This is a genomic window from Paenibacillus sp. OK076, assembly GCF_900110055.1.
Classification (GTDB): domain Bacteria; phylum Bacillota; class Bacilli; order Paenibacillales; family Paenibacillaceae; genus Paenibacillus.
Genome location: NZ_FOCH01000001.1, coordinates 1,992,704 through 2,007,857, shown reverse-complemented (window position 1 = coordinate 2,007,857; position 15,154 = coordinate 1,992,704). Strand labels below are relative to the sequence as shown.

Genomic DNA, 15,154 nt, shown 5'->3' with positions numbered 1-15,154 from the left:
CCAGAAGGCTTACTCCAACCTGAGTTCCAGGTCAAAGTAAGCCTTCTTTTTCACACGCTACGATGCTGGTGTATCATCATTTCTTCCATACCAGTTTGCTCATCATCGCATATAACAACGTAGCCGATTCGGCTCGGGTTGCTTCGGCAAGTGGTTTCACCTCATCGTTGTACCCGTGGGCGATGCCCAGATCCACAAGTAATGCCACACTATCCCGGGCATAAGAGCGAATCTCGGAAGCATCACGGAAACGAGTAAGGTTATCTGTTCCAGCCTTCTCGGAGTCAACCAGTCCAGCCGCCGCAAGTGCCCTCACTGTCAATGTCATCATCTCCTGACGAGTGATCGTGGACTCTGGCAAGAAGCGCCCGTCACCTTTACCACTGGTGATACCTAGCGAACGCGCAGCTGTGACTGCTTCGTAATATGAAGCCTTTTCGTTTACATCAGTGAACGCATTTCCGGAAGATGCTTTCAAACCCAGCGCAGTCATCAACCACTGCATGTATTGGCCACGGGTCATCTCCTGTTTTGGATGCAACTGCGTGGAATCACCACTTGCCTCAGCATCAATTACACCTCGGACAGCCAAAGCCTCCATTGCTTTCTTGGCCCACTGCACTTCTGCAAGATCTGCGAATGTCTGCTCCACAGGCACAACAGCATAATTTCCTGTGAGTGATGTTACGGAAAATACAAGCTGCCCGCTTTTTTGATCGTAGTAACTTTGCGGCAATGGTGTTGCCACACCGTTCGCACCAATGGCAAATGCTACAATCCGATCCTGCTGATCATTTTGTGATGATTGGTAAGGCAGACGAAGGTTCAACTCGCTTTCCGATGGCCATGATTGACCATCCAGTTGAAGTCCAATCTGGACGCCATATTGCGTGCCAAGCTGATCTGCGACTGTTTTTGGTAGCTCCGTTCTGACCAATCGGATGGATGCGATCCCATCACCAACTATATCCTTCGTTAATAGTGTCGCAGGAAGCTCCAACATCCCCAGCTCTGTAACAATGTTGAACACATGTGACTCACCCTGATCTATTAACGCAGAGGCAGGCAGAGATACTTCATATGCCGTTGCTCCCGAAACCGGCTTCAGCCGAAGTTCGACCAAGCGCTGACCCGCATATGTTGAAGGGGCAACTTGAAAAGCCTCTTTAATCGTTGAAACATCCACGTTAGACTTCACTACACCCTTCTGGTCAGACTGTCCCTGCAACTCCAGAACGGAACGGTCTTTCTCCGGTTTAGGTTGTGGTACAGCATTCTCTGCACTTGGGTTACCACTTCCTGATTGTCCGCCATTGTTGCCTGAACCAGAACCATTTCCTGGATTTCCACCGGAATTGCCGCCTGAACCAGGGTCCGGGCCTCCTGGAGAAGGAACAGATGCCGGCACCTTCAACGTCAACGGTACAGTCAGGGCACTACTGTCGTCAGAAGTTCGAGTAATTTCCAACGCAAGTAGTACTGTTGTTTCCTTAGATGGTGGGACAATCGTTCCATCGGTTTGAATGACCGACGGTACCGAACTGGAAGCGATCTTCACCGTGAAACCTTGTGGCACGGATGGTAACTTCAGTTTTTTTGCACCTGCGGAAGGCTGTTCCAGTGCCGTAATCCCTGTTGCTACATCCGCAGCGCTCTGCTGAGCCGTGTGCACCTGATAAGCGGAAGATACACCTCTCAAGGATTGCCCCGTCGCATCCAAAGCTTCCACTTTGTAATAATATTCCGTGCCGGGGTTCAATTCACTGTCCGTGTACTCCCGTCCATTGCCGCTATAGACTACCTTGTACTCACCTTGCTCACGATCTGAGCGGTAGATCTTGTAGCTTGCTGCACCAAGATAAGCATCCCACTGAAGCGTTGCGCTCGCTGAATCGAACGTCTCAGCATGAAGGCCAGCACTATCATTTGCAGGTGGTACGGCGTCAGGCTTAACGATCATAATCCAACTAATCATCGGGTCCTGCGATGCCGTATTGCGCACGGTCAACTCCAGTTTGTTGTCCGACACGCTGATGCCTTTATGGGCTCTAACGCTGGCAGGAGTAAAAGTAACTGCACCAGTGTTGGTGCCATTGATAAGGAAGTTCGCTTTGCGCGATGCATTGGTCCACGGATCGTTGAATCCGGCGTACACATCGTATGTTCCGTTTGACACATCAAATCTATAGGTTAAGTCCGTGCCTTTAGGTGAATTGCTGACATTGCCACCGTTCAGATAACGCACAGTCGAGAATATATCCCCGCCATTCGAACCGGATGGCAGTGCATCTACGCTGACATAACCCCAATTGCGTCCCTCAGCCGGAGCGTACATCTGATCCGCCGTTCCCGGGTTGGCAAGCGTTCCTTTCATATAAGCACCCATGAGACTGTAATCAGCCGTTTCGTAACCTCCGCTATTCACGAAATATAGTGTATTCTCCGGAATGACGTTTACACGAACAGCCTGCTTTTTGTTGTTATATTCCGGTGTCGTTACCTGTAACGTGAGCGGTCCTGGCTTAGCAAAATCTTCTGTCGTCATGACCCGGTTATCAATTGTCCATACGGCTGGCGTTGACACCAGTTCACCACCGTCGTGTACATTCAATATCGTTGGCAGGGATGGTACTTTGCCTAACGCCACGGCTTCTGGCAACGGATCAGCAATATCAACCTTGCCCATCGAATTCAGCAGATCAGGTGTCCAGCTGTTATACCACTTGATCGCGATGTCGGAGCCTATTCCAAACTCAATGGGCAAGAACACGTATTTTGCAGCGTCATTCGAGAAATTGCCACCATTCCACGTATCCCCCACGTAAATGAACTTGCCTTTTTCCGGATCGACCGGTATGACGGATGTAGTCTGTGTGCCGAATGCCTTGCCTGGATCGGGATCGCTCGGCAACGTACGCACGAACGGATTGGTCTGCGTTGACCACGGGCCAAAAATGTTATCCGCCACCGTCACTTTGTTTTCGTTAGGGGCCCAGCCGGAAGCCCCGGAAGTCAAAATATAATATTTCCCCTGATACTTAAACATCGCCGGTGCTTCGCGTTGCCCTCCCGGGAACACACGCACGTAATCTACACCGTATTCCGCCTGATAGGTGGAATCTCGTACCGGATTGCCTTTTTCATCCGTTCTTCCTTCCTTATGCCACCCTGTTACGTCACTATAGTCTTCATTCAGTTTGGAGATATATAACGTCAGGTTTTCTTCGCTCGAGTAGATCAGATAACCGGTACCGTCATCGTCCTTGAACAACGTCATGTCACGGGCCATGCCCTTATCGCTTGGGAAATAATCTTTCTCCCCTTCCGGGGCTCTGTCCATCCGGTAACTCTTCTGATACACAAAAGGCCCTGTTGGAGAGTCGCTGATTGCGTAGCCAGCCCGCGCCTTACCGTAATTCGCATTATCGTTATAGGGGTCCTTGTCGCCGTCCATGTGGGCCCACATCACGTATTTCTTCGTTTTGTCGTTATAGATCACCTTTGGTCGTTCAATGATCCGTCCTTTGCGGATATCTGCCCAGATATCTACGCGGTCTTCACGCCCCGCATACAATTCGGAGATCAACGGGTCATTATCAAAATCATCCATGGATTGAAGTGTTGTTAGAGCCATGCCTCGGTCCGTCCAATTCATGAGATCCTTCGATGAATACACACGCACACCAACAGCTGGCCAGCCGCCCTTATGATATTCGCCATACCAGTAATAAGTCTCCGTCTGTTCATCATAGAAAAAGCCAGCCCCATGCGCATCGATCGGCTTCCCGTCCAGATCTGGCCACAGTTGCCCTGGTGTAATGCTTGTGCGAACTGTGGCAACACCCAACGGTGCGGATGCTGGAGAAGTCACACCGTCCACGGTCGCCTGGATCATGTAAAAATATCCTGTGCCCATCGTCAGACCACTATCGTTAAACGTGCTTTCATTGCCACTATATACCTGCTGATACGTACCCGTAGCGCTGGTAGACCTGGAGAGCTTATATGTTACATTAGATCCAGGCAAGACATTCCACCCCAGAGAGATTGATGTGTCCGTCACAGCTGTGGCAGCGAACTCTGCTGGAGAGTCAATGGAATATGTCGTGGCTTCTGCAACAGTGGCAGCTGACTCACCAGCTGCATTAAAGGCCGTCACACGATAGCTGTAGCTGGTGCCCGGCTCAAGTGCATTATCCGTGAATGTTAGCCCTTTACCTTCATAGATCTGCTCGTATTGCTCACTGCCAGCTTCGGCCCGAACCACGCGATAACCAGTTGACTTGTCCACGGCGGACCAAGATAGCTTCACGCTTGTGGCATTGAGTGCTTCGGCCTTTAATTCGCCAGGAGCCTGTGGTGCCGCTGCAGTCGTCCGAACTTCCAGCGGAGCAGTCCACAGTGACTCGGTTAGACCTCCGTATTCATAAGCGAGTTTGTAATAATACACCGTATCCCCGCTTAATCCTACATCCGTGTGTCCCAAAGATCCGGTACTAGTTACCAGAGAATAACCGCCTTCAGGCGTAGAGGAACGGTACAGGCGATAGGCTGATGCACCCGCGATTTCAGACCATTGCAGTGAAACCGAAGACGCCGTCTGCTCAGCAATAGAGAGCTGAATATCGTTCCCAGGCGGTTGCTCGGCGATGATCACGTCATCTGCATGTACCGACTGCCACTTATTCCGAATGCCTACGGTACCTGACCCGTATGTAGTATCGAACAGATCAAATACTAACCGATCGGAGCCGTTTTCTGCGATATACCCGCGAATGGTGGTACCTGATAGCACCACTTTAAGTGTGTACCATGTATTTTTGGCAAACGCATAATCCACCGTGTTCAAAGTAGTATCTGTTCCGTTCACCCGTTTGGAGAAAACGAGTTTATTATTGGGGACCTGCATTTGAAAATAGTAAAAGTTGTTCTTATCCTGAAACCGCGGCAATATTCCCGGATACCCCTGACCGGCTCCCGAGTAAAAGCGCATGGACACGGTCATGTCCGACATGGAGTCTCCAGTAGAGATGATGCCTTCATTGGTGTCACTCTGGAAAAGCGTGGTGTTGGACGTATCTGTCGGGTCCGCGAGTACTTCCCAATTGCCTGAGCTTACGTTCCACGCAGGTGATTCCGTGTAATTCCCATCCGAAAAATCGTCCTGAAGCAACGTGGCGGGTATACTGCTCAGATCGGCATACGCCATACTCGGCAGCATCAACGGTCCGGAAGACAGCGCAAGGGTTGCAGATAACATAAATATCATTGGTTTCCTGAGTTTATCCAATGTTCATTCTCTCCTTTGGCGTGAAAGATGAAAGCATGGTTCTTGAACGCGCGGTGTTGTTATTCAGCCTATCCTTCTCAGCAGCCAGCGGTCAGTACAAAGCGTGGTCCACCTCCTCATTTTAATGAAACCGGTTTCATTGAAGTGCAAAAAAAGACCTGTCTTCCCTTCTAAGTGCAATGATACCCATACGGAATACCGTGTCTTTCTTGCCCCTATGCAGTGAAACAGGTTTCTAATATATAAATGTAATCGCTTTCTTGGATTATATTATTGCCTTATTCAAGCTGTCAACTGTGAATTCAACTCAAACATTTTTCGTTAAAACCACGCAAAAAAGGCGCGAGTTCTGCCTGTTTTGCAAGCAAAATTCGCGCCTCTTCTCACCCTCCGAGCTTATGCAAGCTCGCTCGTATTGTATTATCTTAGAATACTTTCGTGGTCCACGACTCACAATTCCATGTCTCTGTAACCACATCACGATAGAATTCAGGTTCGTGAGAGATCAGCAGAATGCTGCCTTTGTAGGCTTTGAGTGCACGTTTCAACTCTTCCTTCGCATCAACGTCTAGATGGTTCGTCGGCTCATCGAGTACGAGCAGGTTCGTTTCGTTATTGATCAGTTTGCAGAGACGCACTTTGGCTTTCTCGCCACCGCTCAGTACCGCGACCTTGCTCTCAATATGCTTGGTAGTCAGTCCGCATTTTGCGAGTGCTGCACGCACTTCAAATTGGGTATAGGAAGGGAACTCCTGCCAGATCTCTTCGATACAGGTATTGTAATTCGCATCCTTCATCTCTTGTTGGAAATATCCAATCTCCAGATGTTCACCCCGCTGAACGGTTCCTTCCAAAGCTGGAATCTCACCCAGAATGCTGCGCATCAGCGTTGTTTTACCGATACCGTTCGCACCAACGAGGGCGATCTTCTGTCCACGCTCCATACGCAGATCCAGTGGTCTGGACAACGGTTCGTTGTATCCAATGACAAGACCTTTTGTTTCGAAAATGAGCTTGCCGGACGTTCTGGCATCACGGAAGTTAAACTGTGGTTTCGGTTTTTCCTTGGCGATTTCGATAACATCCATCTTGTCCAGCTTCTTCTGTCTGGACATCGCCATGTTGCGCGTAGCCACACTTGCCTTGTTCCGGGCCACGAAGTCCTTGAGATCGGCAATTTCCTGTTGTTGGCGCTTATACGCCGACTCCAGCTGCTGTTTTTTCATCTCATGGACTTCCTGGAAGTGACTATAATCGCCCACATAGCGGGTGAGATCCTGATTTTCCATGTGATAGATCAAGTTAATTACACTGTTCAGGAACGGGATATCATGCGAGATCAGAATAAAGGCATTCTCATATTCCTGCAAATAGCGTTTCAGCCATTCGATATGCAATTCATCCAGATAGTTCGTAGGCTCATCCAGGAGCAAAATATCCGGTTTTTCAAGCAGCAGCTTGGCGAGCAGTACCTTCGTACGTTGTCCACCACTAAGATCGTTTACGTCCTTATCCAGACCAATATCGGTCAGACCCAGACCGCGTGCTGTCTCGTCGACTTTGGCATCGATCATATAGAAATCCTGGTTAGTCAGCGTATCCTGAATCGTACCTACGTCCTCCAGCAGCTGTTCCAATTCCTCTGGAGTTACATCGCCCATCTTGCCATACATATCATTCATTTCCTGTTCCATGTCGAACAAATACTGGAATGCTCCACGAAGAACATCACGAATGGATTGTCCCTTGCTGAGCACAGCGTGCTGATCCAAATATCCGACACGCATGCGTTTGGACCACTCCACTTTACCTTCATCGGGCTGGAGTTTACCCGTAATAATGTTCATGAAGGTGGATTTACCCTCACCATTGGCCCCGATCAGACCAATATGTTCGCCTTTCAGGAGGCGGAAAGAAACGTTGTTAAAGATAGCACGGTCACCAAAACCGTGACTTAATTTTTCCACATTTAATATGCTCATTCATGACACCTTTTCTATATAGACTTAATTCTTTGTATATTATAAGCGTTATATCATGCACAACTCAACGCCATATTGTAAATTCACCACCATCTTTCGATGAAATGTCCTTCGTTTTGACCCCTGATCCTCTCAAACTGATATCAATGACATTTGCCTTATAGGTATGGATGGGTTAAAATTTTTCCTTAAACGACTTACTACTATAAGAATGGAGCTCTCTTGGAGAGCATCAGGTGAAAATCATGATTGAAGTGAAACAATCCAAATTGGGTAATGGTGAATTTAACCGCGGCGTATTTGCGACCGTAGACATTCCGAAAGGCCAGCTGATCCATCAGGCTCCGGTTGTCCCTTATCCCAATGAAGACCACGAACATGTTGAGAAAACAATTCTCGAAGATTACGTATTCGAATACGGAGCCAATCATACGGCTATCCTGCTGGGCTACGGCAGTTTGATCAATCATTCTTACGAGCCTAATGCCACCTATGACATCAACTTCGAAAACCACACCTTTGACTTCTATGCCTATAAAGATATCAAAGCCGGTGAAGAAGTATTGATCAATTATAATGGCGAGGAAGATAACATGGACCCATTATGGTTCCTGGATGATTACGAGGAACGTATGCGTGAGCTGAACGAAACAAGTGATGGTGAAGAGGATGCTGATGACATCGAGTCTGGCTCCAAGAACACGGATTCAAGCAAATAAACAAGACTTCGATGATAAGCTACAGCAGCAGTGCAGCATCATGTGAAAAAAAACTTAAATAAACCCCAACATAATCCGTTGTAGGCTTGATAAATTAACCTATGGCGCTGCCTAATGCAAACGAAAACAAGCAAGCCCTCCACAAAGGAAGACTTGCTTGTTTTAGGTATGTTGTGGTAACGTCACATTCCCAACCAAACCCATCTTAATCGACAATAGGTGGGTCAGTGTGCAAATCCTGATCCGGTTCAGTCAATTTCCATTTGGTAAACGCAACCTCAAACCCGGCACGCTTCGGTGAACAGAGAAACGGTCCTGCCTGTTTGTTCGTTGGATAAGCAAACCGAGCAACCCGAATTGTGCGCCAAGGATGCTCGTCCGTGCGGGCACGAATGACTACGGATTCGTCGTGGTACGAAGCCCGAATGGTAACGATGCGACCACCCCACTCCGGTACAGGTGAGAGCGACCAATCGGAAAATCGATCCGTTACGACCGCCCCTACATGAGCCACGCCGTCATTTACTTCAACCCCCGCCTTGATCCATTGATCCTGGCCATGCCAAAGCATTAATCCTGCCTGATCATATAATTCCGTGAATGAACTCAGATCGAACGATACTTCGATTGCCTTGGTTCCATCCCATGGAGCAAGCATGGCATGCCCATTCTGATGACAGAAACCATAGAAGGTCTTCTCCCAGAAGTCACTGCCCTCCTGTGCCTCCACAATCAGACGGTCACCTTCCGTTCGTGCCTGAACCGGCTCGGTGGTCCACTCGGCTTCATGAATCCGATGAAAATGAACTGACATGATTCTTCCCTTCCTTCCACATTCACGTCTTGTAACCTCGTTACTATATAAAATGAACTGAAGACTATAACACTCTGATACTTCAATTGCAGAACCATCTTCCGATCGCTGTTATCCCCAGATTTTTTTGATCCATTTTCAAATGGAAAAATCCGGGGATAAAGGCGAACGCTCCGCTTCTTCAGATTGGTTCAGCACTTTCCGTTTCGTGTAATCTTCTTTTTACTTTATATAGACACAAATTACAACACATGAGTTCATCTAGAATAAAGAGCCCATATCCGATGCGGCTGTAGGATATGCAAAATTCATGGTGTTTAGCTGATCGGTCGTCAAATCGAACTGAATAGCCATGGCGAAGAGGTTAATCAGTTCTTCTGTTTTGCCACCCAATACATGAGCACCCAGGATACGCCCTGTTGCCTTGTCGATTACGACTTTGGCCATGGCAAATTTTTCATTCGTACGTTTATAAGTATACCATTTTGACATGTCATTTACCTTCACCTCGAAGCCCTCTTTTTTGGCCTGCTCCACAGTAAGACCTACAGACCCCAGGGATGGCACGGTAAATACAATCGAAGGCATTACTTTATAATTAGGTTTGTTATGATTGCCTTCAAGCAGATTCAAGGATACTGCGCGTGATTCCTGGCCTGCGAGCGGAGTCAACGGAAGCCCTTCCGTTGCGGTAACATCGCCCGCCGCATAGACTCTTGGATTGCTTTCGCTTTGCAAGTACTCATTAACGGAGATGCCTTTTTTCGTATAGCTGACATTTCCCTTCTCCAGTTCAAGCCCATCTACATTCGGAATACGCCCTGCACCATGAACGACAAGTCCACACTGCCATTGATGATCAGCCCCATTGCGGGTTCCGCTAACCACATACGAATTTCCCTGCTGACGAATCGCCTTCACTTCCGCATTCAAGTGCACGTGAATGCCTACCTCTTCGGATTTTTGCAGCAGTAGATCCACCAGCTGTGAATCAAACTGCTCCAGCGGCTTTTCCCCTCGATGAATAATATGAACTTCCGTACCAGCTCTGGCCGCAATATGGGCAAATTCAAAAGCAATGTAACCTCCACCCACCAGAACCAATTTATCCGGCAGCTGTTCCAGATCAAGAAAATCATCGCTGTATCTCAGATGCTCTGCCCCATCAATAGGAAGTGGCGCCGGACGCGCCCCTGTTGCGATTAGAATATGTTTCCCCTGCAGCACTTCGTCCCCTACACGAATGTGATCTTCGTCGACGAAAGAAGCCTTGCCATGAAAGGTGTCCATCCCGGCCTGCTTGAACTTATCCTCGCTTGCTCTCGGAATACTCTCCGTAAACGTTCGCTTGAACGCCATAAGATCCGACCACTGAATAGAGGCGTTACCTTCCACTCCTTTGCCCTTCATTCGTTCATTCCAGTCGATAAGTTCAGCCGCTCCTGCAAGTACTTTTTTGGGATCACAGCCCCGCAACGCACAGGTTCCACCAAACTCTCGTTCATCAATCACGGCAATGTTCCATCCGGCTTCGGCGCAGCGGGATAGTACAGAGCTTGCAGCGCTCCCGGTTCCAATCGCGATCAGATCATAAGGTTGTGTCATGGTAGTTCCTCCTCTTCATGTATAACCGTGAATATCAAGCTATAGTAACCCTGCTTTTTGCAAATAATCTGTTGCCACTTGTTCTGGACTGGCTCCATTAACGTTCACTTCGTAATTCATTTGGCGCATCTCATCATCCGTGATCCGACCTGCAAGTTGATTCAGCACCTCCACCAGCTGCGGATATTGGTCTGCCGTTTCTTTGCGGAGCATCGGTGCTCCCTGATATGGCGGGAACAATTCCTGATCATCCTCCAGCACAACGAGTTTATACTGTCTCAGTTCACTGTCTGTGGAGTAAGCATCCAGCAAATTGATATCTCCGCGCTGAACGGCTGAATAACGCAGTTTCGGTTCCATTGTGGCTACGTTCGGGAATTTGATGCCATATTTCTTCTGAATTCCAACATATCCGTCTTCCCGATCAGAGAATTCCAGTGTGAATCCCGCCTTGATCTGCTGCTGTACCGCCTTGAGATCTGATATCGTCTTCAGATTATACTGATCGGCAACCTTCTGAGGCACGGCCAACGTATACGTATTGTTGTAATCCATCGGGTTCAGAAGAACCATATTGAATTGGCTCAACATCCCGTCTCTTGCTTGTTCATACACTTCTGTGCGATCAGTGCTAACTGCGGTTTCCTTCATAAATTCAGAGATGGCGGTACCCGTAAACTCTGGATAAATATCAATATCACCTGATTTCAGTGCATTGAACAGAAATGTGGTTTTTCCCAATCCTGGTTTCAATTCAACCTTCAGATCGGTATCTTTTTCAATCAGCAATTTGTACATATTAATCAGAATCTCCGGTTCGGCACCCAGCTTGCCGGCAATAACCAGATCTTTCTGCCCTCCACGGGAGAGCCAAGGAATCGTGATTACCAGAATGGCAACCAGAGCGAGTGTTCCAAGAGTGACCAGCGTTTTCTTGAACGATAAACGTTGGAACTGGCGGAGCAGCACATCAAACAAAATGGCAAGCAATGCGGCCGGGATGGCTCCCAGAATAATCAATGCAGTATCATTTCGATCGATACCAAGCAAAATGAGTTCACCCAGACCCCCTGCACCAATCAGGGCAGCAAGTGTTGCTGTACCTACAATCAGAACCATTGCGGTACGAATCCCTGCCATAATGACAGGCATCGCGAGTGGCAGCTCCACTTTGGTCAGACGTTGACGACTGTTCATGCCCATTGCATTCGCTGCCTCGACCATGGAAGGATCAACTTCGGATATGCCTGTGTACGTGTTGCGAAGTACGGGAAGCAGGGCATACACGACAAGTGCAATAATCGCAGGAAGTGTACCAATGCCGAATAACGGAATGAGCAATCCGAGAAGGGCCAGGGAAGGGATCGTTTGCAATACGGCTGTAACCCCAATAATCGGCTCAGCCACTCTTGGCTTACGTGTCAGGTAGATGCCAAGCGGGATCGCGATCAGAACGGCAAAGAACAACGCGATAAATGAGATTTGAATATGCTCAAGCAGGGCAGATAATAACTGTCCATTGCGCTCGCTGAACACTTCCGTAAATCTACTCATGTCCCTCACCTCGTTCCTGCAACTGCTCGGACCAGTACCGGATCAGATCGGCTCGACTGACTTCCCCTATAATCTGGCGGTCTCTCTCAACCAGTAAATGGTCATGGGCAGACATGATCTCCACAAAATCCGGCAGCGTAATCGATACGGGAACAGCCGTTTTGGCTGACTTCGGAACATGCCCGGGTGAGAGCGGTGACATGATCGTTTCAAGATCAAATTTTGAAGACAGTCGTTCTTTTTCGCCGGATACCTTTTGTATTTCATACATTGGGGCGCCCCCACCAGATTCAGGCTGCAAACTCCTCTCCGGAGCTGAACTACCAACAAAGTCACGTACAAATTCATTCGCTGGCTGGTGGATTAGTTCTTCCGGGGTGCCTACCTGTAACACTTGCCCATCCTTCATGATGCAGATACGATCCCCCAGCTTCATCGCTTCCTGAATATCATGAGTAACAAACACAATCGTCTTCTTCATCTGACGCTGAATGTCCAGAATATCATCCTGTAACTTCTCGCGGCTTATCGGGTCAAGTGCACTGAATGGTTCATCCATCAGTACAATTTCGGGATCGGCAGCGAGTGCACGCAATACACCGATTCTCTGTTGTTGTCCACCAGATAGCTCAGCAGGCTTCCGATCACTGTATGTGGTACCTTTCAGTCCGACCATGTCCAGCAAAGTATGTACGCGCTCCTTGATTTGCTCTGACTTCCACTTTCGGAGTTCAGGAACAACCGCAATATTTTCGGCAATCGTCATATGTGGGAACAGTGCAATCTGTTGCAGCACATAACCGATATTCCAGCGCAATTCATGAATGTTATATTCATCGATAGGTCGTTCGTTAATTCGTACGGTCCCATCTGAACGCTCGATCAGGCGATTGATCATTTTGAGCATTGTAGTTTTGCCGCAACCGCTCGGACCAATCATGACGAACAGCTCTCCCTTATTAATATTGAGATTAACCTGACGCAGAGCATGGGTTCCATCAGGGTATTGCTTGGATACATTTTCGAACTGAATCATCCGCTCTCTTCTCTCCTTTTATCAAACAATCATTCTCATCTATTTCCCCAAAAGCGTACACATATAATCACCGTGCTGAGTGGGGTATTGTTGTTTCAGTAGAAATTGGAATACGAACGGGTTCCTCCAAAGGTTGAACAATCAGCAAAAAAGACGGGCCTTCCGGCACCGTCTTCTTATTATTCAGCAGAATTTGCTTCCAATATTTTTATAATAATTCTTCTATGATTCCCCTCATTGCATATGCACAGCTCATATCATTACGGGGCCGGAAACCCTGTAAGTTGCTGGCATGTTCAGTCGTTTATTGGATCAGTCCATACAGCATGAATCTTTATCAGATGCGGAATTGAGGAACAGCATGATTCAGGCGGGAATGTCGGAAGATTACGCCGGTTATATAGGTCCGTCTTCATCAACGGAAGCACTGCCAAGCAATACGAATCGTTTAACGCCGCCCATAACGCTTCCTTGATGAACGGAATCATTACGGCTTCCGGTGATCAGTCAAGAAAATAAATGCTTCGATTTTTGCCAAAGTGGTATAATGACAGTAGAAGTTGAATTCATTCATTTACCATTACGATCATGCCAATATATAAAGGAGTGTAGCGATATGCATATTCAAATTACAGATTTGGCTGCTGCGCGATTAACTGAAAGCCTGAATGATCAGCCCGGTTATTTCAAAGTGATCTATGATATGGAAGGTTGTGGCTGTAACGGAATTATCGCCATACTTATCGTGGATAAACCTGAAGCTCTGGATGTACAAATTGAAACCAATCTGGTGCCATTCTATGTCGATCCGAAGCAGCAGCTAAACCTGGAGCAGCACATGAAGCTCGATACGGAACCCAACTATCCTTCTTTCAAATTAAGCAGTGATTCCGGTGTACTCAGCAGCAATGTGCGTGTTCGGGATGCCCGCGCAGTGGCTGTTGGAAGCTCCAGCAATTCTGTTTCATGCGAGCTGTAATCCAAAGATTTGTGGCTGATATAATGAGCATTTGATTCGCCTATCTATGTATACACAAAGACTTTGCACAAAAGGTGCAGAGTCTTTTTTGTGTTCTTTTTCTCGCCAGACAATTAAAAGCTATGAATCTCGCAAACTTTGTTTACAACTCGGAAACAATTGGAGAACCTATGGATATAATCCTCTAGTATACTCGGTATATAACAAATCACGAGATTGATATAACCCGAGGAGGAACACACATCATGAAATCTTTCACACGTAAATCCATCGTATCCACGATACTTATAGGTTCTGTCGTAGCAGGCTCAGCATTCACCACGCTGCCCTTCACTAAGGAGCTGAATCCAGTCGCATCTGCTGCCAGCTCCAGCTTTACTCAATTCCTGCACGATAATGCACCTGGACGCACAATCAAAACGAGCAGCAGCGGTGTGGCAACGGTAACGAATCTATCAAGCACGGTTGTGCTTGTAAATAAAAAGAGAAACCTGCCTTCAACTTATGCACCTCAGGATCTGGTTGTTCCTAACATTCCATTCAGCTTCTCCGGCTCCAGTCCGAAAAAGCAAATGCGTAAAGTAGCTGCCACAGCAATCGAGAACTTGTTCGCAGCAGCGAAAAAAGACGGCATTGATATCAAAGCGGTGTCCGGTTATCGCTCTTATGCCACCCAGAAATCCATTTTTGACCGTAACGCAAGTATCAAAGGCGAAGCCGTTGCCAATAAAACCAGTGCTCGTCCTGGACAAAGTGAACATCAGACCGGCCTCGCGATGGATATCTCCAGCGCATCAGCGGGATATGATTTGCAACAAAGCTTTGGAAACACCAAAGAAGGCAAATGGCTGAAAGCCAATGCCCATAAATACGGATTTATCATTCGTTATGGCAAAGATCAGGAGAAACTGACAGGCTACTCTTATGAGCCATGGCATGTGCGTTATGTTGGCGTATATATTGCGGGGGAAATTACGAGTCAGAACCTTACACTCGAACAGTACCTGGAGCGCGCCAAATAAACAGTAGAAATTTGATGACAAAAGGTATTCATTCCACTCTCATATGACTATCGTATGTAAATGACAGATACAATGAACAGGACGGAATCCGATTTCGGGCCCCGTCCTGTTGCATTATATCTACAACGTTTTAATCGTTCTCCAAACCAAATA

General features: G+C 47.6%; 9 protein-coding genes. 3 read left to right on the top strand and 6 right to left on the bottom strand.

Annotated elements, in window-relative coordinates:
- Window positions 1-76: 76 nt before the first annotated feature.
- Window positions 77-5,290 (bottom strand): S-layer homology domain-containing protein, encoded by a 5,214-nt coding sequence (locus BMY78_RS09150; protein WP_090897022.1) that lies wholly within the window; start codon window positions 5,288-5,290, stop codon window positions 77-79.
- Between the two features lie 425 nt (window positions 5,291-5,715).
- Entirely contained in the window at window positions 5,716-7,272 is a 1,557-nt protein-coding gene (locus tag BMY78_RS09145; RefSeq protein WP_063563476.1) for an ABC-F family ATP-binding cassette domain-containing protein, read from the bottom strand.
- 245 nt (window positions 7,273-7,517) lie between these two features.
- Between BMY78_RS09145 and BMY78_RS09140 the strand changes: the two genes are divergently transcribed.
- Window positions 7,518-7,991 (top strand): SET domain-containing protein, encoded by a 474-nt coding sequence (locus tag BMY78_RS09140; protein WP_090902226.1) that lies wholly within the window; start codon window positions 7,518-7,520, stop codon window positions 7,989-7,991.
- Window positions 7,992-8,196: 205 nt separating this feature from the next.
- On the opposite strand, the gene BMY78_RS09135 is transcribed toward BMY78_RS09140, so the two are convergent.
- The 4 genes from BMY78_RS09135 to BMY78_RS09120 form a co-directional block, all read right to left on the bottom strand.
- Window positions 8,197-8,805, bottom strand: coding sequence for a DUF1349 domain-containing protein (locus BMY78_RS09135; protein ID WP_090897019.1), 609 nt, complete (start codon window positions 8,803-8,805; stop codon window positions 8,197-8,199).
- A 261-nt stretch (window positions 8,806-9,066) separates the two neighbouring features.
- Entirely contained in the window at window positions 9,067-10,410 is a 1,344-nt protein-coding gene (locus BMY78_RS09130) for a dihydrolipoyl dehydrogenase family protein (RefSeq protein ID WP_090897015.1), read from the bottom strand.
- Between the two features lie 39 nt (window positions 10,411-10,449).
- The gene (gene opuFB / locus BMY78_RS09125) at window positions 10,450-11,964 is read right to left on the bottom strand and encodes an osmoprotectant update ABC transporter permease/substrate-binding subunit OpuFB (RefSeq protein WP_090897011.1); all 1,515 of its coding nucleotides are present in this window, start codon (window positions 11,962-11,964) and stop codon (window positions 10,450-10,452) included.
- Window positions 11,957-13,000, bottom strand: a complete 1,044-nt coding sequence (locus tag BMY78_RS09120; RefSeq protein WP_090897006.1) for an ABC transporter ATP-binding protein — start codon at window positions 12,998-13,000, stop codon at window positions 11,957-11,959. The genes opuFB and BMY78_RS09120 overlap by 8 nt, the downstream gene beginning before the upstream one ends.
- 616 nt (window positions 13,001-13,616) lie before the next feature.
- Between BMY78_RS09120 and BMY78_RS09115 the strand changes: the two genes are divergently transcribed.
- The gene (locus tag BMY78_RS09115; RefSeq protein WP_090897004.1) at window positions 13,617-13,979 is read left to right on the top strand and encodes an iron-sulfur cluster biosynthesis family protein; all 363 of its coding nucleotides are present in this window, start codon (window positions 13,617-13,619) and stop codon (window positions 13,977-13,979) included.
- 245 nt (window positions 13,980-14,224) lie between these two features.
- Window positions 14,225-15,001: a M15 family metallopeptidase gene (locus BMY78_RS09110; protein ID WP_090897001.1), complete on the top strand. Its 777-nt coding sequence runs from the start codon at window positions 14,225-14,227 to the stop codon at window positions 14,999-15,001.
- Window positions 15,002-15,154 lie beyond the last annotated feature (153 nt).